Genomic DNA, 25191 nt, shown 5'->3' on the forward strand with positions numbered 1-25191 from the left:
TTTTATGGAAAGAATTCCTATCCTAAAAATGGGAGATTTTCTGCTTGTTACCATACAGGTAGATTTATATGATCAGCTGGCAGAAAATCTTGAATCAGACTTAATTAATACTATAAGTAAACATAGTTCTAAAGGTGTTTTAATAGACATCTCTGCTGTTTCGATTATAGATTCGTTTATGGGACGAATTCTCGGAAACATTGCAGTAATGTCAAGAATATTAGACGCACAAACTGTTGTAGTGGGAATGCAGCCTGCTGTTGCCATTACACTGGTAGAACTTGGATTATCTTTAAATGGAGTTATAAGTGCCTTAAATGTAGAAAAAGGCATGGATTTACTTCGCTCAAAAATGCGAACTAGCGATAACGAAGAGCCGGAGTATGACGACGATAACGAATAACAAAGAAGAAGCACTGATCGTAAAAGAACAGGATGTTGTACCGCTCCGCAATCGTGTTAAAGAGTATGGCGTAAAAATTGGCATGAGTATTTTGAATCAGACCAAACTTATTACGGCCACAAGCGAACTTGTGCGTAACCTTCTCAAATATGGCGGTGGCGGTAAAGTCATTATTGAATCTGTCAGCAACGGACGCGAAAATGGCGTACGGGTTACTTTTATTGATAATGGCCCTGGAATAGCCGATATCGAACTGGCAATGAAAGATGGATACAGCACAGGAAAAAGCCTCGGATTAGGATTGCCCGGAACAAAAAGACTTGTCAATGAATTTGACATTAAATCAGAACTAGGAAACGGTACCACCGTTACTATAACAAAATGGAAAAATGGATAATACGTTTTCCACTTATAAAATAGATGACAGAAGTCTCATTGCTTTTATAAAAAGAGAAATACACAATCTTGCCCTTCAATTGGGTTTTACACCTCACAGAGCCGCTGAAACAGACATTATTGTTGCAGAATTAACTTCAAACTTAATGAAATTTGCCAACGGTGGCGAATTGCTCTATCGCGCGAATATAGACGGAGAATACAAAGAAATTGAAATTTACTGCCTCGATAAAGGAGTTGGATTTGATAATGTGGTCAAAATAATGAACGACGGCTATTCGTCTTCTAATACTCTTGGGCATGGCTTAGGTTCTATTAAAAGGCTAAGCAACGATTTTCAGATTTATTCTATGAAAAATTGGGGATGTGTGCAATATGTCAAAATCTGCGAGAAACCCGATCTAGAAATACCTTCTGCCAAAAGCGGACTAAATCATGCTACAATTGCTGTAAATTATCCAGGTGAAAAACTTTGCGGAGATGGGTATTATATAAAACAAACCAGCAAAGGTTTTCAGATATTTGTAGGCGATGGATTAGGACATGGAGAAAGTGCCAATGAAGCAGTCGAAGCAGCGATAAAAGCGTTTAGGCAAACCATAGAAACAGAACCTTCCGCTATCCTGAGAGATATTCATATAAAAGTAAAAAAAACCAGAGGATTGGTTGCAACCATAGCATCTGTTGATTATAAATCTGAAGTTTGGAACATTTGTGGTATCGGAAATATTAACACCCGTATTTACAACGGATTAGATAATAAGACGTATACACCTTATAACGGAATCATAGGGCACAACGTACCGCGTACATTAAACAATACGATCGTGCCCTACAGAAGACATCAGATCATAATTATGCATAGTGACGGATTGCGTACAAGATGGAGTTTAAATGATTTAACTTCTATCTTTAAACAAAGTCCAAACATAATTGCATCTGCTCTTTATAAAGAAAACATCAGAGGCAATGATGATGCAACTATTCTAGTAGGAAAAATAAATTAAGACTATGAAAGAGATTGTACAAATAAATCTTGACAACGAAATGGACTTGATACTAGCCCATAAGCGCTGCATGAAAATTGCTGAAATGTGCGGTATGGCATCGTCCCTTCAGACAAGATTTGCAACTGCCGTCTCTGAAGTCGCCCGATGTGCCATTGCAAAAGGAAAAGATTCTTTGCTGGTGCTTAATATAAATATCATAAAGGCAACACAAAAAGAAATTACAGCTATCATCACCGATAATGTTGATTTAAAAAGTTGCAGTCCAGATGCTTTTATTTATGCATCAAAAATTTCGCATCATATAGAATATCAGTATTCGAATAATCAATCTGTAACTAAAATAAGTCTGCCTATTCCATCTCCTGGGCTTCTTTCTGAAACTAAGATTAAAACGTTAATTGATTATTTTAAGTTTGAAACTCCCCTTTCTCCTTACGACGAAATTCGAAAGAAGAATATTGAACTTATAGCACTTTCAGAAAAACTGGCAGAAAGTGAAAATAAATACAAACAGTTGGCAAACACGATTCCGATTTTAATTTGCGTAATTAATGAACGAAATAATGTCTTGCTGGTAAATGAATCCCTAGAAAATTATTTAGACAAACCCTTACTTTCTTTTGATCGTAAAACTTTGATGAATTTCATTCATACTGAAGATATCGATGGAATTTTGGAAGGTTGGAATAAAGCCAAACAAAATCGATCAAATTTCTTAGGTGAAACTAGAATTAAAAAAGATTCTAATTATATCTGGCATTTAATTTCTATAGTTCCGAACAAAACTGAAGATGGAAGTTTTAACAGCTGGCTGGTCTATTTTGTAGATATTAATGCACAGAAAATGATGGTTGAAACACTGAAAGATAACACTCAGTTAAAATTAATTCAGCATGAACTGGAAAGCGCCAACTCAAAGCTTCGTTTTAAAAATAAAGAACTAGAACAGTTTGCTTATATTGCCAGCCACGATCTTCAAGAGCCGCTGAGAAAAATTATGATAATGCTTTCTCGCGCTGGCGAACATTTGAGCGAAGATCAAAAGAAAAAATATTACTTTGACCGAATAACATCTGCTGCGGGAAGATTATCAAATTTAATTACAGATGTCCTTAATTATTCAAGAATTGAAAATAAAGAACAATATTTTGAAAAAGTCGATCTAAACAAAATTATTATTGACGTTTTAGGAGATTTAAGTTTGGTTATTGAAGAAAAACATGCAGTTATAAATGTAAATCCTCTACCAACAGTTTTTGGGCTCGACACTCAGCTTCGTCAGCTATTATATAATCTTATCAATAATGCTCTTAAATTTAATGCCAAACAGCCTTCTGTAAAAGTTTTGCATGAAAATGTTCCTAAAGATGAACACCTGCCTATAGGAGCAGAAAACTATGAAGTAATAGCAATTTCTGATAATGGAATTGGAATGGATAGCAAATATTCTAATCGAATTTTCGACATGTTTCAGCGTCTTCACGAACGCGATCAATATGGAGGAAATGGTATAGGACTTGCTTTATGCCGAAGAATTATTGAAAACCATAATGGTATAATTAACTTTACCAGCAAACCTGATGAAGGAACCACTTTTTGGATATATTTTCCAAAAAACAAACTCTATTCCGCTAAATTATCTCTAAAAAACCAGTCCTCGAATTAAAATCAGGATAATCCTTCCAAATGCTGGAAAACGGGAATTAAAGCTTTTCCCTTCTCTGTCAAATTGTATTCAATATGGAGAGGTTTTAGCTTAATTGTAGTCTTTTCCAAAAGCCCTTCTTCCTCCAGCTCTTTTAAGGCTGTAGATAATGACTGTTTGTTAGAACCTTGAATCTGACGCAGTAAAGTATTAAAACGTAAAGGCGATTCTACAGCCAAACGAAAAATTTCTGCCTTCCATTTTCCAGATAACATTTTCAAAAGTCTTTGTGCTGGACAAGTTTCTGTTTCTTCCATAATAATTGCTGGGTAGTCAAAAAAATCTGACTTCTTGTTTTGGAAAGTTTTTTAAATAAAATTTGTTGTAATTCTAAAGTAAAAATATAAAATGAAAGGAAAGAAACCAAGCGACATGAGCATTGAAGAGCTGTTAAAAGTGCAAAAAACGATTCAGACCACAATTACAATTTTGATTCTAGCTGCCATCATATTATTCATTCTTATTGTTTTGCTACTTCTAAAAAAGGGATTTCTAATTTTAATACTATTTCCTTTTGTTTTGGCATTCATTATGATTAACCATTCGAATTCTCTTAAAGAAATTGAACAAGAAATTACTTCAAGAGAACTAGAATAAAGTTATCCCACTAAATATTAAGTTATAGTTTTAAATTTAATTTTTCTTAACTGAAAGTCTTTCAAAAAAATTAAATTTGAGCTCCCAAATAAGCCCTTAATACTATGACTATTCAAAAAAGAACATTTTATTTTTTCTCTTTATTTTTATTCCTTTTCTTCTCACAGCTCAATTACGGTCAAGAACAAAAAACTGCAAAAAAAGAAAATCGCGGAAGATTATTTAACGATACTACAGCAACAGATAGCGATTACTTAATGGCAATCGAGAAAGCTGGAGAAGTTTTAGAATCTGCGTACAACGACATTGATTTCGCAGGAGATACGCGTCACCTTTTTGGCGATATGAAACGTACCGAAAGCAAACTGGATTTAATCTTAGCCAGTTTAAAAGGAGCCAATCCGAATGTGAGAAACCAACAAATGTACCGAGTTGTGCTTCAGGAAATTCAACAAGAATTGGAAGAACAGAACAAAGCCATCAATGATCGAAATCAAAATCTTGAAAACATCAAGAAACGTGTAATTGATCTTCGAAAAGACAAAACTTTAATTACTCTATTAAAAGATACGATACGCCGTAAGCAATTTAAAAAAGAATTCGGGAACCTTAGAAAAAGATATGTTGCCACGGATAGTCTAATGACTAAAAACCAAACGACGCTAAACAACAAAAAAAGACTAACCGTACAACGGAAAATTGCAGTTTCTAATGCCTTGGCAACCGTTGAAAGCAAATTGGAGAAATCTGGAATCAGCATTTTCAAGAAAGAATATCCTTCTTTATGGCAAATCAGTGATTCTGCTGTAAAGAAAAGAGTAACCCACAACATTAAAGCCAAAATTATAATTGAAGAAAATGTTGCCGCTTACTATCTAAGTTATAAAGCTGGCGGACTTATCACTTTATGCTTTTTTATGGGACTTTTGTTTTGGTACATTTCCAGAAACATCAAATACCTTAAAACAAATGGCTACGCAGAAAATCTTTTGCTCTTAAATTTCAAATACCTAAACCGCGGTGTCCTGCTTCCTGTTTTGGTTATCGCACTAAATATTGCTGTAGTTACCAATTTATATGCTCCTGCCCTGTTTTTAGAATTAATTCAGCTTTCCTTACTTGGCGTTTTAATCTTTCTTTTCAAAAATCAGTGGTCTGGCGTTGCTATGAGAAACTGGCTTTTCTTATTAGGATTATTCTTTGCGCTTTGCTTTTTGGACTTATTTATCACAATCGGATTATTGCAGCGTTTTGCTTTTGTTGCGATCAATATTTTAGGAATCCGCTACGGTTTGGTTCAGATTAAAACACTTAAAGAAGAACTTTACATAAAAGGCTTTTTTAAATGGGCAAGTATCATTTTTATTGGACTAAATATTTTGTCTATTCTTTATAATGTTTTTGGAAGAGTTTCGCTTTCTAATATGTTAAGCTTAACCGCTTTTATATCGCTTACTCAAATTGTTGCTTTAAGTGTACTTCTAAAGATTATTTTGGAAATTATTCTACTTCAAATTTATACAACTAGGGTAAAAAGAGGAATTGAAAAAATGTTTGATTACGAAAGCTTGTCAGACACCTTGAAAAGACCTTTTATCATTGCCATCAGTTATATGTGGCTGATTGTAATTGCTTCGAATTTGAATATATGGGAATCGCTTCGTGCTTCTTTGACAAAACTATTAAGTCATCCGAATACAATCGGAAGCATCACATTTACGCTTGGCAATATCGTTTTATTTTTCATTATTATCTGGGCAGCGCATTTACTGCAAAAATATGTGGCTTATTTCTTTGGCGAAATTGATGATGAAAACGAAGAAAACATCAATAAAAGACAACATTCAAAATTGCTTATTACTCGATTGGTGGTTCTTATAAGCGGTTATTTGCTTGCTGTTGCTGCTTCTGGAATGCCTCTAGACAAGTTGAGTATTCTTTTAGGAGCTTTAGGTGTCGGTGTTGGACTTGGACTTCAAAACATTGTCAACAATTTTGTATCGGGAATTATCTTGATTTTTGACAAACCTATTCAAGTTGGCGATGTGGTTGAAATTAGTTCAGAATCTGGCCGCATCAAATCGATGGGATTGCGAACAACTAAAATCAATGCTCCAAACGGTGCCGAAATCATTATTCCGAATGGTAACTTATTGTCTCAAAATATCACGAACTGGACGTATACCGATAATTTTAAATTAGTAGAAATTACATTTGAAATTACCGGAGAAACCATTCCAGAGGAAATTAATACGATAGTAACTGACACACTTTCTAACCTTCCGTTGGTAAACAATTCAAAACCATCACAAATATATTACAGCTCAATTTCTGATGGAAAATATAAACTTCTAATCAAGTTCTGGTGCAGTATTTACAGAACCGAAGAAACGATAAGTTCCGCAAGGCAAGAACTTTATGTAAGCTTCAAAAACAGAGGATTGACATTCTCAAGTTAAAACAGGAAAAAAGGCAGTAAACGAGTTACTGCCTTTTTTATTGCCCAAAACATATCTCTTGGAGTTAAAATATTGAGATTATTTTCTTACTTTTAAGGTATTGTGTTAAATAATAGCACATTAGCAAAAACACGTATAAACCCGTGTACCCATAATTTTGTTATAAAGTAATTTAGCATTGTAGTAAAACACTATATAAAACTAACATTAACTATTAAATCTTAAAAAATTATGGACGAACTATTGGGAGTAATTAAAATCTTTGCAGGAAATTTTGCGCCAAGAAACTATATGTTTTGTGCAGGACAAATATTGCCAATTTCTCAATACAATGCTTTATTTTCACTTTTAGGCACTACTTATGGAGGAAATGGAACCACTAATTTTGCCTTACCAAATTTACAAGGTGTTGTTCCAATTGGACAAGGTCAGAGTAGATTTGGAAATTTTTACACTCTTGGTGAAACAGCAGGTACTCCAACTAATACATTAATAACAAGTAATTTACCTGCTCACATACATACAGGTCCTGGTACAATTGGAGTAACTAGTGCAGAAGCAACTGATTCTACTCCAGTAGATGGCGCTTCAATTGCTACACCTGGGGAACTTATTTCGAGAGTTTTCTCTCCAACGCTTGGCTTTGCTAAATCAACTCCTAGCGTTAAACTTGCCAGCGAAATTACAACAGGGGCTACAGGAAGTAATATACCTGTAAACAATATGCAACCTTATTTGGCAATAAACTATATTATTTGTATATCAGGAGAGTATCCTTCTCGAAATTAGTAGTTTATTATTTTATTTTAGTTTATATACCCATTTTGGTATTTCACTATAATCATATACAAACTGAATTTCATTATAATTCGAAATACCATATATAGACACCAAACAATAAGGATTTGTAATGTATGATTCCGCAGTTTTTAATTCTATGTCTTCAAATATTTTTATTTCAGTAAAAAGACATATATCCGGATGGTTACTAAAATTAATAGGGAGCGTATAATAATCAGTTTCAATTTTTGAGACATGATTAGCTCCAACAAAATGTTCTTTGTTTATTGTTAATACTCTATCAACAAATACATTGTAAATATAGGGCTGCATATTTTTGTAGCCCTTTATTCCGTTTATGTCCATTCTAAGAGATGGTTCATAATCGAAAAAAGTATAAATAAGATCAATTTTTATTTCTTGTGGAATAAATATCGCATGCTGAGGTAATTGTCTAATTATATTCTTACTAATGGCAACTTGAGGTTCTCTAGTTAGGGCATAATGCATAGTTTCAGATACAGCAAGATCGACCTCAAAGTTTTTCGGAATTATATAAGTAGTTGCATCAGCTTCTATTAAATTAAGATTATAATCCTCAAAACCGATTATGGAAATGATTTTTTTTACTGATTCTATAGAGGACCCATTAATATCAATCAAAACAGCACTAATTCTCTCTTTCTTAAATAATGGAAGTAAAGGCAGAATTAATGTTGCATAAGGTCCACAGCCAGCATAAAGTATATTAATGTGTCGATCTGGGAATAGAACAATTAAATTATTTAAAGCTTTATAAATGCCTTTAATAAAATTGACAGTACGCAGATAATCATCAACGCAATCTGCCGCACCCGAGCTTGATAAAGCGACACCGCCTTGTACAACTATTTCATTATCATCTGATTGTTTATCTGTTAGAACATTCTGATAAAAAGCAGAAAGTTTTTTAGCCCAATGTATATGCTCTTCATTAGTGCTTGATGCAATGATAGATTTAACAATGAGTGTAAGTTCTTGCTTATACATATACTATAATTAATGAGTGAAATATAAGTTAAAATTGAATACAACAATACTAAAAGTATACTTAATATAGGAAAATTATGAAAAAACTCTACTTATTATTACTATTTCTAATTTTTGCAATACCAAAGGTAAATTCGCAGTCAACTGAAAATTTTGAAACAATGACTGCGAATTCGGCAAGCTTTACGTCTGGTGGAAAAACCTTTAATTTGTCTTCCGTATATGGGTTTGTTGTTGCAAATATTGCTAACACAGGCTATGATCAAACACCAAAATTCATACATGTAAATGACCCTTCTGGTGCATATGGACAGTCAGGGGCTATTACTGCCGCTAGCGGTACATTTAAAATTAATAGCTTTTGGTTTTTTGTATCTGGACACTCTTCATATTTACCTTCAGTTACACTTGGAAATGGTCCTGGATCTATAACTTTTATAGGAAAACTTTCAGGAAATACTGTTTTTACTGTAGTTAGAAACACAACAGGTGGCGATACAGGAAAAACCTTGCCAGGAAACGGTTTTACATTGGTGAATTTTGCTAACGAGGGAGGCTCTGATAATACAAATCAAGTTATAGATCAATTAGAAATTCACCTGAGCAGTAATTACGATTACTTTGCAATTGATGAATTTACGTTTACCAATATCGTAGCTCCAACAATTACTGCTCATCCAGCTAATAAAACAATATGTCCTGGAGCTAATACTACTTTTTCTGTTACAGCCCTTAATGCTACAAGTTACCAATGGCAAGTTAATACAGGAAGCGGGTTTACAAATATCTCAAATACAGCACCTTATTCTGGCGCAACTACTTCAATGCTATCCATTACAGGAGCAACATCAGCTATGAATGGTTATCAGTATCGTTGTGTGGCTACAGGATCGGGATCTGTAAATTCTAATACTGCAACATTAACGGTTCCAACAGCACTTTCGTCGCTGGTTTCAGCTAATACTCCTAGTGCATATGGAGCAAACAATGGTACTGCAACAGTTACTGCATCGGGAGGTAATGCACCATATACTTATGAATGGACACCTTCTGGTATTACGACAGCAACAGCATCTGGACTTGCTCCAGGAAATTACAATGTAACTATTAGAGATAACTCTCCAAATGGATCTGGAGGATGCTCTGTAACACAAGCAGTCACAATAGCAGAATCAGCAGGATCTTCAACTAGTGAAAGTTCACTAAGCGGATTTACAACTTGTGCTGGTTCAACATCTACACCACAAAGTTTTTTACTAAAAGCTGGTCAATTAACTGCAAATTTAGATTTATCAGCTCCGACAGGATATGAGGTAGCGACAACGGCTGGTGGCACTTATGCTTCTAATTTATCATTAACACCTTCTTCAGGTAATATAAATATGAACATATATGTTCGTATAGCTGCAACAGCTACTGGAACACCAACTGGGAATTTAACTGTATCTTCTACAGGAATACCAACAAAAAATGTAGCGTTATCAGGAACAGTAAATCTACTTCCTGCAATAACATCAGAGCCTTCTTCACGTACAATTTGTGTAGGAGATACTACTACTTTTAGTGTAACAGCATCTACTGCCACTGGATACAAATGGCAAGTAGATCAAGGGCAAGGTGCTGGATTTATAGACATTTCAATTGGCGCTCCATATTCTGGCATCACTAGTTCTACTCTTACGATAACTGGAGCAACAGCTGCAATGAACGGATATTTGTACAGAGCTGTAGCAACTAATTCTTGCACCTCTAACGCAATTTCAAACAGTGCTGCATTAACTGTAAATTCTCCTCCTGCTATAACAGCGCAACCTACATCAACATCTGTTTGTTTGGGAGGTAATGCTGCTTTTTCTGTTGCAGCATCTAATGCAACAGGGTACCAATGGTATGTAGACAGAGGGTTAGGATTCGGAGCTATCTCAAACGATGCTCAATTTTCTGGTGCAACTACCTCTACTCTTACAATAACTGGAGCAACTGCTGAACTAGGTGGCTATGCATACAGAGTAGTGGCGACCGGAGGATGTACTCCTTTCGCAACTTCAAATAGTGTAACATTAACAATAGATTCTGTACCTTCTATAACAGGACAGCCTTCTGCAAGCTCTGTCTGTCAGGGAGCTAATACTACTTTTACTGCAACTGCTTCTAATGCTACAGGATATCAATGGCAGGTAGATGAAGGTCAAGGTACAGGATTTGTCAATATATTAAATGGTGCTCCTTATTCTGGAGTAACTAACGCAACTCTTACAATAACTGGAGCAACAGTGGCAATGAATGGGTATTCATATAGAGTTGTTGCATCTGGAACCTGTACTCCACCAGCTACTTCAAATAGTGCTAGTCTTACTGTAAATTCAGCTCCTGCTATTACATCAAACCCTTCATCAGTATCGATCTGCTCTGGCGGCATTACTTCTTTTTCAGTAACTGCATCAAATGCAACAGCATACAAGTGGCAAGTAGATGATGGCCAAGGGGGAGGATTTGTTGATGTACCAAATGGTGCACCCTATTCTAGCATTACCACTTCTACCTTGACTATAACTGGTGCTCCTGCTGCATTTAACGGATACAAATATAGAGCTGTCGCAAGCGGAACATGTACTCCGTCTGCTACTTCAAGCAGTGCAACACTAACCGTTAATCATATTAACATACTCACTTCTAAAGTTGATGTAGCCTGTTTTGGTGATTCAACAGGTCAAGCCACTGCAACTCCAAGTGGAGGAACTGGCAATTATACATATTTATGGTCTACTGGAGAAAGTACAGCCACAATAACAGGATTGGCGGCAGGAGCTTATACAGTAACTGTAACGGATGAAAATTTATGTTCTAATACTGCAAATGTAACAATAGGACAACCTTTAGTTCCTCTTACGCTTACGAAAGGCACTGTATCAAATACTTCTTGTTATGGAGGTGGAAATGGAACAGCTCAGGTAGTTGCTTCTGGTGGCACACCAAATTATACTTACTCTTGGAATACTAATCCTATCCAAACAACTCCCACTGCAACAGGTCTTTCTGCAGGGACATATACTGTAACCGTAAAGGATGCAAAACAATGTGTAAAAACATTAGATTTCACTATATCAGAACCACCCGCCCTTACCACAAGCGTTGACAAAACCAACGTTTTATGCAATGGAGAATCAAATGGTTCAGCTACTGTAACTGTTACTGGAGGAACAGGCACTTATACTTACCAATGGGCTCCTAGCGGAGGAACCGCTGCAACTGCTACCGGACTATCGGCTGGAACTTATACGGTAACCATAACAGATGCTAACTATTGTGTCAAATATGTACCAGTTACTATTACTGAACCGCCAATCTTAGACGCCACAAAAATACATACCGATGTTTTATGTAATGGCGGAGCAACAGGAACTGCTACAGTTACAGCATCAGGTGGGGCTGGAACTTATACCTACTTATGGTCTCCATCCGGGGGTACAGCTGCTACTGCTACTGGCTTAACCGTAGGAAATTATAGCTGTCTAATTACAGATGCTAATGGATGTTCTATTACTAAAAATTTTACGATCAATCAGCCTTCAGTTTTAGGCGCTACTACTTCGCAGACAAATGCAACTTGTTCTGTGGGTGGAGATGCTTCTGTAACACCATTCGGCGGTGTTGGTAATTATAGCTATTTATGGACACCAGGAGGTGCTACCACGCAAAATATTACCAACTTGGCAGCAGGCAATTACAGCTGTCTCATTACAGATGGAAATGGATGTACGGTCACTAAAAACTTTATCATCAATACAACTAATACGCTAGTAGCTGCCACTGGTCAAGTTAATGTGCTATGCAATGGATCCAACACTGGTTCTGCTTCAGTTATTCCTTCAGGAGCCGCTGGACCGTTTACTTATAGTTGGTCTCCTTCTGGAGGATCTTCTGACACTGCAAATAACCTTAGTGCAGGAAACTATTCTGTAACAATCACTGCCAGCAATGGATGTTCAATTGTCAAAAACTTTACAATCACTGAGCCATCGGCCATTGTAATAACACCAAATCCTCAAACAAATGTGACTTGCAATGGAGGAAACAATGGTTCTGCAAGTGTTTCAGTAACAGGTGGCACAGGTGCATATTCCTACACTTGGTCTCCTTCTGGCGGAAATGCAGCAACAGCAACTGGACTTTCTGCTGGAACTTATACTGTCACAGTAAAAGACGCTAACTCATGCACCAAAACACAAAGTTTTACTATAACAGAACCTAATGCTCTTAGTGCAACAACATCTCAAACCGATGTTACTTGCAATGGAAGTTCTAACGGAACTGCAACCGTAAACGTTACTGGAGGAACTGGAACTTATACATACTCTTGGTCTCCTTCTGGCGGAACTGCTGCAACTGCTTCTGGTTTACCAGCAGGAACATATACAGTTACTGTCAAAGATGCCAACCTATGTCAAACTACGGCAAGCGTAACTATTACTGAACCTCCTGTTCTTACAGCAACGGTAGCTAAAACAGACGTTTTATGCAATCAGGCAAATAACGGAACAGCTACTGTAACTCCTTCTGGAGGAACTGGAACTTATACCTATTCTTGGTCGCCATCTGGGGGAACTGCTGCAACAGCTACAGGATTAAGTCCAAATACTTATAGTGTTACTGTGACCGATGCAAACGGATGTTCTGTGACAGAAACCGTTCAAATTACAGAGCCTTCTGCCCTTTGGCTAACAGATTCTCATACCAATGTTTCTTGTAATGGAGGCAATAACGGTACTGCATCTGTAGTGGCAACTGGAGGAACTGGAGCTTATACTTACTCTTGGTCTCCGTCTGGCGGAAGTGCAGCAACAGCAACTGGTCTTACCGCAGGAGTTTATACTGTAACCGTTACAGATGAAAATTCATGTTCTGCAACAAAAGCGATTACCATTACAGAACCATATGCCTTAACCTTAACTGCAACTCCTTTAGCAGTATCTTGCCATAACGGAAATAACGGGTCGGCTACAGTAAGCGTAACAGGCGGTACAGGTGCCTATTCTTACTCTTGGGCTCCATCTGGCGGAAATGCCGCAACTGCAACTGGTCTTGCTGCCGGAACTTACACTGTAACTATTACAGATGATAATTCTTGTACGGCTACTGCAACTGTTGAAGTAATTCAACCTGCTAATCCAGTCAATTTAAATACTGCAGTGGTTTCTGGAATAACTACAACTGGCGCTTCATTATCTGGTACAGCATCTTCTGACGGAATCAATACTGACAGTGGTTCTTGTTTAACGGAAGTTGGTTTTGTATATGCTCAGCATGCTAACCCTACTACAGCTGATACTAAAATTAATGTCACTGCTGCATTAGGAACATTTACAAACTCTTTATCTGGACTTAGAGGAAATAGAACGTATTATGTTAGAACTTATGCTATAAACAGTAACGGTTTTATTAATTATGGAAATGAAGTAAGTTTTACAACACAAAAATATACTCTTACTATAACCGCAGCAACAGGACATACCAAAGTATATGGCACAACAGATCCAGTATTCAATTACACTGCTTTAGGTTTTGCTAACGGAGATACAAACTCAATACTTAGCGGTCTGCTTACAAGAGATGCTGGAGAAAATGTTGGAAAATACAACATTAAGCTGGGAACAATCAATGCTGGGGCAGATTACGTAATTGCCTTTACTGGTGCAGAATTTGAAATTACTAAAGCAAATCAAACAATTACTTGGAATCAGACTTTAGAATTTGGCTGTTCAGATTCTAAAAATGTTACCTTAACAGCAACAACTGATAGTGGCTTACCAGTTTCTTACAGTATTGCAAATGCAGCATTGGGAACAATTTCAGGATCTACTTTAAACATTACAGGTTCAGGAAGTTCAACCATTACTGCAACACAAAATGGAGATCAAAATCATAATCCTGCCACTGCCGTGGTAAAACAAATAGAAATAAGCCAATCTGGTCTTGTTATACAGCAATGGGCAAATGTTCTATTCTTTGATAATAGATCAAATAATTTTGTGGCTTGGCAATGGTATAAAAACGGAGCAGCTATTTCTGGAGCAACTAAGCAATATTATAGTGAAATACAGCCTTTAAATGGCACTTATTACGTAATTGCAAAAGACAAAAACGGAAACTCCATTAAATCTTGTCCAATTGAAACAACTGGAACAATTTTCACCAAGAAAATCAAAATTTATCCAAACCCAGTTAAACCTAATGCCGAGTTTACTTTAGAATGTGATTTTAGCGAATCTCAATTAAATGGATCTGAGGTGGTTATTTATGACATTGCAGGGAAATTAGTTCAGACTATTTCAAATGTAAAAGCCAAAAATCAAATTATCGCTCCTTCGCAGACAGCCTTATATATTGTTGTTCTTAAACTGGCTGACGGTCAGTTAAAAACAATCAACTTATTGGTTAAATAAAAATGAGATTTAATTTAAAATTACAAACAATGAAAATTAAAGCCACCATAGCTATACTAGTACTGTTTAGCGTCACGATAAAAGCACAGGAAATTAATTTTAAAATTAACGGCGGTCCGTCTGGAATTCTATACGATAGCAATATCGGAGAAGGTAAACTAAAATTTGGTGGAGGAATAGGTGTTGGATATACCTATTTCTTCAGCAATCACTGGGGAATTTCGACAGGCGTTGATGTTACATACAATCAAAATAGTTTTGAATTAAATAACGGAACTACCATCTCAACTTATGAAGTCGATGACCAAACTTCTGCATTTGAGTATCGGGTCACTCCTACCAACTATAAAGAAGATCAACATTTTATTGGTTTCGCGATTCCGCTTCTTCTTCAATACAGAACATCAATTGCTTCTCAGACACAATTGTACTTTGGATTCGGAGGAAAAATTATGTTCCCAGGAAAACAAACTGTAAAAGCTTCGGCTTCTGAGTTACAGCTGAGCGGTTATTATCCTGATGTAAATCTTTTAGTTGATGATCTGCCTTCTCACGGATTTGGAAAAGTAACCAATTGGCAAGATAAAACAACAGTAAGCTTAGATCCCGCTTTTATGTTAAGTTTTGAAACTGGTCTAACATTTAAACTAGCAGAAAAAACAAAGCTTTATACAGGTTTATACCTTGATTACGGTTTAACTGATTTGGCAAAAGAAACTCCAAATACCAATATTGTGGCTTACAATCCAAACGGACTTGACAATATTCAGGCAAATGGTACAATCGGAAATAGCAGTATCGTTCAAGAAAGCCGTTATCTATCTGCTGGAATCCAACTGAAACTAGGTTTTTCATTAGCTAAAGACAAACCAGAACCTGTACAGACAAAAGCAGAACCAGTTACTCAGACAGAAACAGCTCCAGTTCAGAAAGAGGTTCCTGTACAGCAAAAAGTTGCAGAAGCAGTTCCTGCTAAAAAAGAACTGACTACAGAGGAAAGAAACTATATTGAAAAAGAGCCTCTCGCTTTCCAAGAAATTGGAAATACTAGCGTAACGCCAGAACTTGCTTCAAGATTAGATGAAATTGCAAAAATTCTAAGATCGAACAAAGACACAGATCTAAATATTACTGGATATACTTGTGATATAGGAACTGAAAAACGCAATCTTGAAATTGGAATGAAAAGAGCTCAGGCAGTTGCAGATTATTTACAGAACAAAGGAATAGAGTCTAACCGTATGCATTTATTCTCAAAAGGAGAAAGCGAACCTTTAGTTCCAAATACTCCAGCAGAAAATAAACCGCAAAACAGAAGAGTTTCACTTACTCTGATAGACGCAAAATATTTTTTTTAATTCTACAATTCTATAAAGCATGATAAAGAGCTTAGTTCTCTTTTTCATGCTTTTTTCTTTTTTGATTTAAAAACATTTCAAAAGCTAACAAATATCATGTTTTCTTTTTTGCTTAATGTCTTTCTTTGTTTTAATTAAAACTAATCCAGACACTTTACCAATTCTTCGCAACGTATTAATTGTTTTGCCATGCATATTGATACTGACTTACTTTACACTTGGGGAGCCGTAGCAAAAAAGGTTACCAAAAACTCCATTATTTTCTTCGAAAATGACGCCGCTATTTCTTATTATCAAATTTTAGAAGGAACTGTAAAAATGAGTTATACCAACGAAGATGGCAAAGATTTGACGGTTGGCATTTTTAATGAAGGAAACAGTTTTGGCGAACCGCCGCTTTTTATCGGACAGCCTTACCCTGCTACTGCTATTGCTCAAACGGATTGTGTTATTCTAAAATTGTCCAAAAACAACTTTTTTTCTTTTCTTGAAGAAAATCCAGAAATGCAATTTAAAATACTCAAATTATTTGCGTGGAAAATATATAACAAGATTGTCTTTTCTAAAAACATAGTTAATAATAAACCTGAATACCGCATTCAGTATTTTTTAGATAATTTAAAAAAGCAAAGTAACATAGGCGCTTCAATAAAAATGAAAATTCCATATACAAGACAAGAAATTGCAGATTTTACAGGACTTCGTGTAGAAACCGTAATACGTACATTATCGCTTATGAGCAAGAACAAAAAAATCGAAATTATCGATCATAAATTGTTCTATTAATTTCATGCCTTATGATTTGAATCATACCAAAACAGGAAGATTTTTTCTTTTTTTGTTTAAGGTTACAAGAAATTATTAATTCAGTTCTAATATCTTTAAAAACTAAAAATGGGAGCTGTTTTAGTTCCCATTTTTATATTGAAATGACTTTATTCATCATCCATTTTGAAATATTTTCTGCTCTTATTTTTATTTCATCAGCTTTTTCTCCTTCAAACAAATCATCTACCGTTTTTTTCCAAAGTTTAGTCCAATGCTCAAAATGAGCCTGTGTAAGAGTACTTTTCTGATCTAGCATGCGATGTTTCAGCATCGGATTTCCGTCAAAATTTCCGCTATGAAAAATAATGTTATCCCAAAAATCATACATAATCGGAAGATGCTTCTCCCAGTTTGTCATAGCAATTTCTGTAAACAAATATCCTATGATCAAGTCTTTTTTTACTTTTAAATAAAAAGCATCTACCAACACGGTTATATCATCTTTATTTCTAATATCTGTTTTCATATTTTTTTGATTCTGAATGAATAATAAAACATTAAAGATCTTTGCGGTCAAATTTTCTGATTGAAATCAGAAACGGAACAGCAATCCATAAAACGAGTAACAAGAAAGAAACTAACAGGCCAATTACTGTTCCGAAAAAGTCCTTGAAAATAGCTCCTGTATATCCCATCATGGCAGATTGATCTAAATGCAGCAATATTTGAATTCTAGCTAAATCAATCGGGCTCGAAGCGGTCAAGGTTACCATCATTTCTTCAATCGGATATTCTGCAAATTGAAACAAAAGAAACAACACCAATGCATCAAACAAAATGGCAAAATACATCCAGAATAAAATGGCCAAACCTATTCCTTTTGCTTTATCACGAGTTAAAATACAGCTCAAAAAAGCCAGTGATACAAAAACTATAGAAATTAAGCTTCCCGCAAAAAGCATCATCACTCCCGCCATGCCTGGAGCATTTAGCAAAAGCGGAATTCCTGCACCAAGAAAAAAAGCTAAAAACATTGCTATGGAAAGACCAGCAAACAAACTAATCCAGATTTTTTTTCTTTTAATGGGCTGGCTTAGCAAAAGTTCTATAAATTCTGAACTATTGTAAATATAAATAGTCGAAAAAAGAATAGATACCAACGGAACTGTAAATAAAATGACATTCAAAATCGTCAGTAAACCTTTTGCCGTATTGTTTTCAAGCATAAAAGATCCCCAAGAAAGCAATGCCAGAATTAAAGCATAACTCACAATAATCTTATTTTTAAGAATATCTAACAAGACAATTTTAATTATTCTGTTCATGCTGTTTTTCTTTTAATATCGTAGCGATAGATTTTGAAATTTTGTTTTCTCCTGTTGATTCCAAAAGATCTTTAATGGTTTTATGGAAATGAACTTTTCCGTCCTGCATAAAAATAATCTGAGTAATCATATCGTCTAGTTCACTTAACAAATGTGAGGTAATCAATATTAATTTTCCTTTGTTCCTCTCTTTAATGATTTTCTCCTTCAAAATTTCTGTAGCCAGCGGATCTAGTCCTGCTGTAGGTTCATCCAGAATTAAAACGTCGGGATTAAAAAGAAAAGCCAATGTTGCACTTACCTTCTGTGTTGTTCCGCCAGAGAGAGTTCGCATTTGTTTTTCACTCATTTTATCCAGTTTAAAAGCTTTGATTAAATCTTCATCCAACTCATTTTTCGAGTTTCTAATTTGTTTAATCATGGCTATAATCTGAGCGATAGTCATATTATCGGGATAACGCCCAATTTGCGGCATATACCCTATTCTGTTTCGATATTCAAACTGCTTTAAAATAGATTCATCATGCAGCAAAATATCTCCGCTATCGGGCAAAACCATTCCTAAAACCGATTTTATCAAAGTAGTTTTTCCGCAACCATTTGGGCCTATAAGCGCAATGCATTCTCCTGCTTTAAACTCTAGGTTTACATCTTGCAAAACCTGAAGTCTGCCAAATTTTTTATTTATATTTTTTAAAGTAATCATAATACAAGAGATTTCATTTCGGGAGATTCATCAACAAAATTATCAGGCGTTATGCTCGGAAGGATTTTCTCTGATTTATCCAAAAGCGTAATCATAAAACTTCGGAACAAAAGCATCGCCGACGGGTTATTCTCAGTAATAACAGCAAAAAGACTAAGTGGATGAAACGGCACATCGCCAATTCCGTCCCGATTCAAATCATAACCTTCATATTTATCCCAATAATTATTATTGAAATGATTCAAAACCAAACTTCCGTTAGTACTGATGTCGAAAGTATTAGAAAGAAAATTATTAAACGAAATCACATTATCCATACAGCTTGCCTGCACTTTCATTCCCCAACCATTATCTTTAAAAATATTCTTCTCCAATTTTACACGACTCGTTCCTTCCATATAAATTCCTGAAGTATTTCGGATAAACTTATTACCAATAATGTGACTGTCTGAAATTTCTTTGAGCAGTAAACCATAAGACGCATCGCCCCAATTCTCTTCAAAATAATTGTTGAACATTTTTACATTTTTAGTAAACATTACTGCCACTCCTGCCCCATTGTTTTTAAAAACATTGCCGATATAAGCATCATCATTAGAAAACATAAAGTGTAACCCATAACGGATGTTGGCTTTAGAAACATTTCGCCAGATTACAGAATTAGAAACAAACTCAAAATAGATTCCATCGCGATGGCCAGAAATCCTATTTCCTATGATCTGCATGTTCTCACTTTTCCAGCAATGAATTCCATTTCCAATGCGTTGTTCTTCTTTTTGATAGGCTTTTATGGTATTATTTTTTATAATGCAGTTTATTCCTTTTTGGGCATAGATTCCGAAAAAATTATTTTCTAAGAAATTATCTTTTACAACAACTCCTGTTTTGTTATATATTTTAATTCCACAAGGATCATTCAAGGAAGCATAACCAGAATTTATCACTTTAAATCCAGAAAAAATTACGCTATCTGCTTTTATGGAAACTACTTCATATTTTAGCTGTCCATCCAGAATTGGCAAATCTTTACCCTGTAGAATTACTTTTTTATCTATAATAATATTGCCTTCTCGATAAATGCCATTATTAACGATAATGGTGTCTCCAGACTTGGCAAGTTCTATTGCCTTTTTGATTGTTTTTACGGCTTTGTCTTGGCCAACTTCAATTTTCTGTGACCAAAGACAATTAAACAATAATAACATTGAAAGGCAAAAATGCAGTTTCATGATTTAAGATTTTAATTAAGACAGCATTTTATTTGTTCAAAATTGCTGTCCATTCTTTTTCTTCTCCTTTTGTTTGCGCTTCAAATGCTTTTGCTTCGCTTTTATTGGTAAAGGCAGCAATATTTCCGTTCATCGGACTTTTAATCGTTCCTCCTGAAACAAAAAAGGCACTTTCAGCAGGAATCAGTTCATTATTTTTAGTGTAGTCGTGTACATAATATTTCTTGATTTTAGTATCACTATGATCTTTACAATAATGTGCCATGCAAGCAATATCATCAAACTTGTATATCCTTCCTTTCTCCGTAATAATTTCAGCTCCATGTCTGCCATCGCTAATTCCCATCATACAGAAATCACAATTGTCTGCATTTAGTTTTATCAGAACAGGTTTATCATTGGAACATGAATAAAGAAAAACAGGAACCAACAATATGCCCAAGAGCCGACCAGATGGTTTGGCAAATTTTTCTTTTGCGATAGCAGCAAAAAGCAAAACTCCAACTGCAATCAGCATCCATCCACCAATATCAGGAATTGAATAGGCACCAAAATTTAATAATTGTTTGTATCCAAGCATTGGTGGCTGATAAGCCATTCCAGGAACTCTAATAGCAGCATTCGGATCTAAATTATGTCCATATTCATAATTCCATCTGTAGAAATCGCAAGCAGATAATATTCCAAAAATCACAAAAGAAAAGAAGAAAATAAAGAGCCCTTTTCTATTTGATTTCCATGTACAAACAATCGAAACAATACCTAAAACTGCTAGGATAAAAGGCAAAACTTTAAATTCAATAAAATCTTCTGTATGCAATGTTTTCATTCCAATGTAATGATTCAATCCATTTATAATATCAACATCGCCTGCAATTTTAGAAGCATGAAGTTTTAACACCAAACCTTCAGGATATTGTGGTGCCTTAAGTTCAATTTTCCAAATAGGAAAAAATACAGCTCCGATTAATAAAAGCCCTGATAAAAACAGCATGACTTTAGAAAAAGAGGATAGTTTTTTATTTCTCATAATAATTCAAAATAAAAGGGAACAAAGAATACTTTGTTCCCTTATGGTTACTGACTATTCTTTTGGTAAATTGGTACCTACACTGTAAGTAATCGGAACATTGCTTCCTGCAGGCGAAACACGCACATATCCTTGCATTTCCTGATGCAATGCACTACAAAAATCTGTACAATAGAATGGGAAGATTCCTTTTTTCTCAGGCACCCATTTTAATGTTAATGTTTCTCCTGGCATAATTAGCAATTCTGCATTATTTGCTCCTTTAATAGCAAATCCGTGAGGAACATCCCAATCCTGCTCAAGGTTGGTAACATGGAAGTAAACTTCATCTCCCACACGAATTCCTTCAATATTATCTGGTGAAAAGTGAGAACGTATAGAAGTCATATAAATGTGAACTTTGTTGCCTTCTCTAATCACTTTAGATTCCTTTTCACCTTTAGTAGCAAAAGGATGTTTGTTGGCCGCAATATCATAATACTTCAATTGTCCGTTATTTCTAACTTTATCTGCTGGAATACCTTGCGCATAGTGAGGTTCTCCAATAGTTGGGAAATCCAAAAGTAATTTCATTTTATCGCCGCTAATATCAAATAATTGAGCACTTTGTGCTAATTCTGGACCAGTTGGCAGGTAACGATCTTTGGTAATTTTGTTGTAAACCACCATGTATTTCCCAAATGGTTTTTCTGTGTTTCCACCAGGAACCATTAAGTGTCCAGGAGAATAATAAGTTGCTTTTCTGTCTAAAACTTTTAAGTCTTTGATATTCCATTTTACCACTTCAGATGAAACGAACATTGTAGTATAAGCATTTCCTTTTCCATCAAATTCTGTATGAAGAGGTCCTAAACCAGGTTTTTGAACTTCACCATAAAGTGCGGCTTCATATTTTACAACTGGAATTCCTGCGTAAGCACCATCAAATTGTTTTTTGGCAATCGCATCTTTTAATTTTGTGAAACTAAACACTGGGATCAAAGCCGCCAATTTTCCACTTCCAATAATATATTCTCCCGTTGGATCAATATCACAGCCATGAGGCGATTTCGGACAAGGAATCATATAACAGATATCTTTAAGCTCTGCAGCATCTAGAGTTAAAACCTCATTCATGATTACAGATTTTGCGCTTTGAGTTTTTTCATCCCAAGTATTGTGGGCATATTTTGCAGGAACTCGTTTTCCTTTTCCAGCTTTAATATATTCCTCTGCTTTTTTCCAGTTTACAGCCATGATAAAATCTTTATCATTTTTAGAAGCATTAACTTCCAACAGAGTATTCGCTTGCTCTGTGTTATAACATGAGAAGAAAAACCATCCGTGAGATTCTTTTTTACCTGGGTGGCTAAGGTCAAAATTTACACCAGGGGCTACAATTTGAAAAGATAGATCCAATTGACCTTCTTTTCCAATTTTCACGAAACTCAAATATCCTTTAAAGTTTTTCTTGTACGTATTAATCGGCACATCACCATTATCATTATCTGATGGAACACTGAAACGGCTTGCTCCTACTACATATTCTGTATTTTCAGTAATAAATGGTGAGGAGTGATTACCTGCGCAATTTGGAAGCTCAATAATTTCAGCGGTTCTAAATGTTTTTAAGTCAATACGGGCAATACGTGGCGTATTATTCGCATTAGCAAAAATCCATCTGCCGTCAACTTCTCCATTTGTTTGTGACAAATCCAAGTGATGCTGATCGTCCCAAGGCACATAACCGTGCGAAGTATTCAGCATTGGTTTTGTTTCTTCGCTGTAACCGTAACCGCTTTGTGGATCTTCGGAAAACACGGGCATTACCTTTAATAATCTTCCGCTAGGAAGTCCATAAACACTGACCTGACCGCTAAAACCGCCCGATACGAAGTTGTAGAATTCATCATACTTTCCAGGTGCCACATACACTTTTTGGGCTGCATCGCCTTCAACAGCATCTGTAGAGTCTTTTGGTTTGCATGAAACAAAAAAAGCACATCCTAACGTAACAACGAAAATCGATTTTAAAAATTTATTTTTCATAAGGCTATTATTTAGATTTTGATTCCTTTCAATTATTTAACCCCATCATTCTGGCGCATATATTCCAAAATAGATCTTGCTTCATCTTCTGTTAATCCTTGATTAGGCATACGAATCATGCAAAGCTCCAATTGCGCCTGCAATTCTGGGTCTTTGTCGATCATTGGGTCTGGATTGGTAATAAAATTCATAATCCATTGAGGTGTTCTTCTTCCTGTTACCCCTTTCCATCCTGGACCTACTAATTTTTCATCTGTAGGTTTATGACAAGAGGTACATTTAACTTCGGCAGTCTTAAGTCCTTTTTCTGCCAATGCTTTATCCAGAGAAGCTCCTAATTCAACGGTTTCATACTTACCGATACCTCTCTTTGGGTCGTATGATTCTGCATCTGCTGTTTTTTCAGCAGGCGCAGGAGTTGAAAAATCTTGGTCGCTTTTTGACTTTTCTTTTCCGCAAGATGCCAATAGAAAAAAACCAAACATGGTTAATAAGAATAGTTTGTTCATTACTTTGTTTTTTACTTGTTAAACTTTTGATCAAAATTCTAAAACTTGTTTTTCAAAAAGTATGATTACAATCATATCGTTAAAAAAAAGTTCATAATACCTTCGTATTCTCAAAAATCAACAAGCAATGAAGCTTTGTATTTACATATTTTTATTTGCGGTAATATTCAGACCTGCATTTCCATTTTTGGATTATGTGGTCAACTACCATTACATTGCAACTGAATTATGCGAAAACAAAAATGCTCCAGAATTGCATTGTAATGGAAAATGTCATCTGAAAAAAGAATTGGCAAAAAGCTATAAAAATGATACGCCAGCTTCTAACGAAAAGAAAAGTGAAACGGCAGAAACCGTGGTTTTATTTATTGTCAAAATCCCAATATTCTCTTTTGAAAAAAATAGAGCTTCTACTTTTATAGTAAATGCATTTTACAACAACTTATATTCTCATTTAGAGGCCGTCAATATCTTCCGTCCTCCAATTTTCATTTGATTTTTATTTCATTCTTCCTTCTTTCGAATTCATTCGACAGACCTTTTATTATCATTATTTAAATTAAAATCTCATGAAAATTTTAAAATATACAGTGCTCTTACTTCTAGCAATTATCTCATTCTCTTGCTCTTCTGATGACGATTCTTCTTCAATTCCAATTGATGAAACAAGCGGACTTCATAAAATACAGGAAATGACCAATGATACTCATGTAATCGAATTATTCTCATCAACAGGTTCTTTGGTGCAGGGTTACAATCATATTTCACTTCGAATAAAAGACAAGAAAACCAACAATTATATTACAGATGCCAAAATAGAATGGATACCGTTAATGCACATGGCCATGATGCAGCATTCTTGTCCAAGATCTCAAGTAGAAAAAAAAGATAAAAAAACAGTATACGAAGGAGATATCATCTTTCAGATGGCACAAAACGAAACAGAATACTGGGAATTAACAATAGCTTACGAAATCAATAATGTAAGTTATACCGCAACCGATAAAATAAGCGTACCAGCATCGACAAAACGCACGGTTAGCTCATTTATGGGAAGTGATGGAAACAATTATGTAATTGCCTATATCGCACTATTTTCTACAAAAGTGGCGCTAAACGACATGGCAGTAGGAATTTACAAAATGAAAGATATGATGACTTTTGAAGCTGTAAATAATTTCAAAATCAAAATCGATCCAAGAATGCCGAGCATGGGTAATCATGGTTCACCAAACAATACAGATTTGCTTCAATCTGAAACTAATGGTTTTTATAAAGGAAAACTTTCTCTTACCATGACAGGATATTGGAAAATAAACCTTCAAGTTTTAAATGCTGATAACGAAGTTTTGAAAGGAGAACCTGTTACAGCAGACAATCCATCAAGCAGTCTTTATTTTGAGATTGAATTTTAAA

Annotated in this window: 21 protein-coding genes; 12 read left to right on the forward strand and 9 right to left on the reverse strand. The window is 35.3% G+C overall.

Going from position 1 to position 25191, the window contains the following annotated elements; all coding sequences use genetic code 11:
• Positions 1 to 4: 4 nt before the first annotated feature.
• From FF52_RS21885 to FF52_RS21900, 4 genes are read left to right on the forward strand one after another with little or no spacing between them, the layout of a single operon-like run.
• Positions 5 to 403 carry an STAS domain-containing protein gene (locus FF52_RS21885; protein ID WP_008469047.1) on the forward strand — a complete coding sequence of 133 codons (399 nt, stop codon included), beginning with the start codon at positions 5 to 7 and terminating at the stop codon, positions 401 to 403.
• Entirely contained in the window at positions 384 to 800 is a 417-nt protein-coding gene (locus FF52_RS21890) for an anti-sigma regulatory factor (RefSeq protein ID WP_008469048.1), read from the forward strand. The genes FF52_RS21885 and FF52_RS21890 overlap by 20 nt, the downstream gene beginning before the upstream one ends.
• Positions 793 to 1806 carry a SpoIIE family protein phosphatase gene (locus FF52_RS21895; protein WP_008469050.1) on the forward strand — a complete coding sequence of 338 codons (1014 nt, stop codon included), beginning with the start codon at positions 793 to 795 and terminating at the stop codon, positions 1804 to 1806. Before FF52_RS21890 ends, FF52_RS21895 begins: the two co-directional genes overlap by 8 nt.
• A 4-nt stretch (positions 1807 to 1810) precedes the next feature.
• The gene (locus tag FF52_RS21900; RefSeq protein WP_008469051.1) at positions 1811 to 3475 is read left to right on the forward strand and encodes a sensor histidine kinase; all 1665 of its coding nucleotides are present in this window, start codon (positions 1811 to 1813) and stop codon (positions 3473 to 3475) included.
• A gap of 2 nt (positions 3476 to 3477) precedes the next feature.
• Here FF52_RS21900 and FF52_RS21905 read toward each other — a convergent pair whose 3' ends face one another.
• Positions 3478 to 3771 (reverse strand): winged helix-turn-helix transcriptional regulator, encoded by a 294-nt coding sequence (locus tag FF52_RS21905; RefSeq protein WP_008469053.1) that lies wholly within the window; start codon positions 3769 to 3771, stop codon positions 3478 to 3480.
• A 91-nt stretch (positions 3772 to 3862) separates the two neighbouring features.
• Here FF52_RS21905 and FF52_RS21910 point away from each other — a divergent pair, with 91 nt between their 5' ends.
• The 3 genes from FF52_RS21910 (at position 3863) to FF52_RS21920 (ending at position 7359) form a co-directional block, all read left to right on the forward strand.
• Positions 3863 to 4111: a hypothetical protein gene (locus FF52_RS21910; RefSeq protein ID WP_008469055.1), complete on the forward strand. Its 249-nt coding sequence runs from the start codon at positions 3863 to 3865 to the stop codon at positions 4109 to 4111.
• Positions 4112 to 4215: 104 nt separating this feature from the next.
• Complete coding sequence (locus FF52_RS21915; protein ID WP_008469056.1) at positions 4216 to 6570, forward strand: mechanosensitive ion channel family protein; 2355 nt, start codon at positions 4216 to 4218, stop codon at positions 6568 to 6570.
• Between the two features lie 231 nt (positions 6571 to 6801).
• A complete protein-coding gene (locus FF52_RS21920) occupies positions 6802 to 7359 on the forward strand; it encodes a phage tail protein (RefSeq protein WP_008469057.1) in 558 nt (185 codons plus the stop codon).
• A gap of 12 nt (positions 7360 to 7371) precedes the next feature.
• Here the strand turns inward: FF52_RS21920 and FF52_RS21925 are convergent, their stop codons facing one another.
• A complete protein-coding gene (locus FF52_RS21925) occupies positions 7372 to 8379 on the reverse strand; it encodes a hypothetical protein (RefSeq protein WP_008469058.1) in 1008 nt (335 codons plus the stop codon).
• A 77-nt stretch (positions 8380 to 8456) separates the two neighbouring features.
• On the opposite strand from FF52_RS21925, the gene FF52_RS21930 reads away from it, so the two are divergent.
• From FF52_RS21930 to FF52_RS21940, 3 genes are all read left to right on the forward strand, one after another.
• Positions 8457 to 14822, forward strand: coding sequence for a T9SS type A sorting domain-containing protein (locus tag FF52_RS21930; protein ID WP_008469059.1), 6366 nt, complete (start codon positions 8457 to 8459; stop codon positions 14820 to 14822).
• Between the two features lie 29 nt (positions 14823 to 14851).
• A complete protein-coding gene (locus tag FF52_RS21935) occupies positions 14852 to 16180 on the forward strand; it encodes an OmpA family protein (protein ID WP_008469061.1) in 1329 nt (442 codons plus the stop codon).
• Between the two features lie 189 nt (positions 16181 to 16369).
• Positions 16370 to 16966 carry a Crp/Fnr family transcriptional regulator gene (locus FF52_RS21940; RefSeq protein ID WP_008469062.1) on the forward strand — a complete coding sequence of 199 codons (597 nt, stop codon included), beginning with the start codon at positions 16370 to 16372 and terminating at the stop codon, positions 16964 to 16966.
• Between the two features lie 133 nt (positions 16967 to 17099).
• Here FF52_RS21940 and FF52_RS21945 read toward each other — a convergent pair whose 3' ends face one another.
• The 7 genes from FF52_RS21945 to FF52_RS21975 are packed head-to-tail and all read right to left on the reverse strand — an operon-like array spanning position 17100 to position 23775.
• Complete coding sequence (locus FF52_RS21945; protein ID WP_008469064.1) at positions 17100 to 17474, reverse strand: group III truncated hemoglobin; 375 nt, start codon at positions 17472 to 17474, stop codon at positions 17100 to 17102.
• 31 nt (positions 17475 to 17505) lie between these two features.
• Entirely contained in the window at positions 17506 to 18273 is a 768-nt protein-coding gene (locus FF52_RS21950; protein ID WP_008469066.1) for an ABC transporter permease subunit, read from the reverse strand.
• Positions 18257 to 18979 carry an ABC transporter ATP-binding protein gene (locus tag FF52_RS21955; RefSeq protein ID WP_008469068.1) on the reverse strand — a complete coding sequence of 241 codons (723 nt, stop codon included), beginning with the start codon at positions 18977 to 18979 and terminating at the stop codon, positions 18257 to 18259. The genes FF52_RS21950 and FF52_RS21955 overlap by 17 nt, the downstream gene beginning before the upstream one ends.
• Positions 18976 to 20208 (reverse strand): nitrous oxide reductase family maturation protein NosD, encoded by a 1233-nt coding sequence (locus tag FF52_RS21960; RefSeq protein WP_008469070.1) that lies wholly within the window; start codon positions 20206 to 20208, stop codon positions 18976 to 18978. The genes FF52_RS21955 and FF52_RS21960 overlap by 4 nt, the downstream gene beginning before the upstream one ends.
• Before the next feature lie 28 nt (positions 20209 to 20236).
• The gene (locus FF52_RS23945; RefSeq protein ID WP_035692202.1) at positions 20237 to 21238 is read right to left on the reverse strand and encodes a nitrous oxide reductase accessory protein NosL; all 1002 of its coding nucleotides are present in this window, start codon (positions 21236 to 21238) and stop codon (positions 20237 to 20239) included.
• A gap of 54 nt (positions 21239 to 21292) precedes the next feature.
• Positions 21293 to 23266: a Sec-dependent nitrous-oxide reductase gene (nosZ, locus tag FF52_RS21970; RefSeq protein WP_008469074.1), complete on the reverse strand. Its 1974-nt coding sequence runs from the start codon at positions 23264 to 23266 to the stop codon at positions 21293 to 21295.
• Between the two features lie 32 nt (positions 23267 to 23298).
• Positions 23299 to 23775: a c-type cytochrome gene (locus FF52_RS21975; protein ID WP_008469075.1), complete on the reverse strand. Its 477-nt coding sequence runs from the start codon at positions 23773 to 23775 to the stop codon at positions 23299 to 23301.
• Positions 23776 to 23902: 127 nt separating this feature from the next.
• On the opposite strand from FF52_RS21975, the gene FF52_RS21980 reads away from it, so the two are divergent.
• Both FF52_RS21980 and FF52_RS21985 read left to right on the forward strand, forming a co-directional pair.
• Positions 23903 to 24271 carry a hypothetical protein gene (locus FF52_RS21980; RefSeq protein ID WP_008469076.1) on the forward strand — a complete coding sequence of 123 codons (369 nt, stop codon included), beginning with the start codon at positions 23903 to 23905 and terminating at the stop codon, positions 24269 to 24271.
• A 73-nt stretch (positions 24272 to 24344) separates the two neighbouring features.
• Positions 24345 to 25190 carry a hypothetical protein gene (locus tag FF52_RS21985; protein WP_008469077.1) on the forward strand — a complete coding sequence of 282 codons (846 nt, stop codon included), beginning with the start codon at positions 24345 to 24347 and terminating at the stop codon, positions 25188 to 25190.
• The last annotated feature ends 1 nt before the right edge of the window (position 25191 follow it).

This window comes from Flavobacterium sp. F52, from assembly GCF_000278705.1.
GTDB classification, from domain to species: domain Bacteria; phylum Bacteroidota; class Bacteroidia; order Flavobacteriales; family Flavobacteriaceae; genus Flavobacterium; species Flavobacterium anhuiense.

Excerpts from the sequence above, each read along its gene's own strand:
- FF52_RS21910 (WP_008469055.1), top strand. The coding sequence starts at position 3,863 with ATGAAAGGAAAGAAACCAAGCGACATGAGCATTGAAGAGCTGTTAAAA.
- FF52_RS21955 (WP_008469068.1), bottom strand. The coding sequence starts at position 18,979 with ATGATTACTTTAAAAAATATAAATAAAAAATTTGGCAGACTTCAGGTT.
- FF52_RS21950 (WP_008469066.1), bottom strand. The coding sequence starts at position 18,273 with ATGAACAGAATAATTAAAATTGTCTTGTTAGATATTCTTAAAAATAAG.
- FF52_RS21935 (WP_008469061.1), top strand. The coding sequence starts at position 14,852 with ATGAAAATTAAAGCCACCATAGCTATACTAGTACTGTTTAGCGTCACG.
- FF52_RS21920 (WP_008469057.1), top strand. The coding sequence starts at position 6,802 with ATGGACGAACTATTGGGAGTAATTAAAATCTTTGCAGGAAATTTTGCG.
- FF52_RS21925 (WP_008469058.1), bottom strand. The coding sequence starts at position 8,379 with ATGTATAAGCAAGAACTTACACTCATTGTTAAATCTATCATTGCATCA.
- nosZ (WP_008469074.1), bottom strand. The coding sequence starts at position 23,266 with ATGAAAAATAAATTTTTAAAATCGATTTTCGTTGTTACGTTAGGATGT.
- FF52_RS21980 (WP_008469076.1), top strand. The coding sequence starts at position 23,903 with ATGAAGCTTTGTATTTACATATTTTTATTTGCGGTAATATTCAGACCT.
- FF52_RS21890 (WP_008469048.1), top strand. The coding sequence starts at position 384 with ATGACGACGATAACGAATAACAAAGAAGAAGCACTGATCGTAAAAGAA.
- FF52_RS21940 (WP_008469062.1), top strand. The coding sequence starts at position 16,370 with ATGCATATTGATACTGACTTACTTTACACTTGGGGAGCCGTAGCAAAA.
- FF52_RS21945 (WP_008469064.1), bottom strand. The coding sequence starts at position 17,474 with ATGAAAACAGATATTAGAAATAAAGATGATATAACCGTGTTGGTAGAT.
- FF52_RS21960 (WP_008469070.1), bottom strand. The coding sequence starts at position 20,208 with ATGAAACTGCATTTTTGCCTTTCAATGTTATTATTGTTTAATTGTCTT.
- FF52_RS21915 (WP_008469056.1), top strand. The coding sequence starts at position 4,216 with ATGACTATTCAAAAAAGAACATTTTATTTTTTCTCTTTATTTTTATTC.
- FF52_RS21930 (WP_008469059.1), top strand. The coding sequence starts at position 8,457 with ATGAAAAAACTCTACTTATTATTACTATTTCTAATTTTTGCAATACCA.
- FF52_RS21895 (WP_008469050.1), top strand. The coding sequence starts at position 793 with ATGGATAATACGTTTTCCACTTATAAAATAGATGACAGAAGTCTCATT.
- FF52_RS21905 (WP_008469053.1), bottom strand. The coding sequence starts at position 3,771 with ATGGAAGAAACAGAAACTTGTCCAGCACAAAGACTTTTGAAAATGTTA.
- FF52_RS21975 (WP_008469075.1), bottom strand. The coding sequence starts at position 23,775 with ATGAACAAACTATTCTTATTAACCATGTTTGGTTTTTTTCTATTGGCA.
- FF52_RS21985 (WP_008469077.1), top strand. The coding sequence starts at position 24,345 with ATGAAAATTTTAAAATATACAGTGCTCTTACTTCTAGCAATTATCTCA.
- FF52_RS23945 (WP_035692202.1), bottom strand. The coding sequence starts at position 21,238 with ATGAGAAATAAAAAACTATCCTCTTTTTCTAAAGTCATGCTGTTTTTA.
- FF52_RS21900 (WP_008469051.1), top strand. The coding sequence starts at position 1,811 with ATGAAAGAGATTGTACAAATAAATCTTGACAACGAAATGGACTTGATA.
- FF52_RS21885 (WP_008469047.1), top strand. The coding sequence starts at position 5 with ATGGAAAGAATTCCTATCCTAAAAATGGGAGATTTTCTGCTTGTTACC.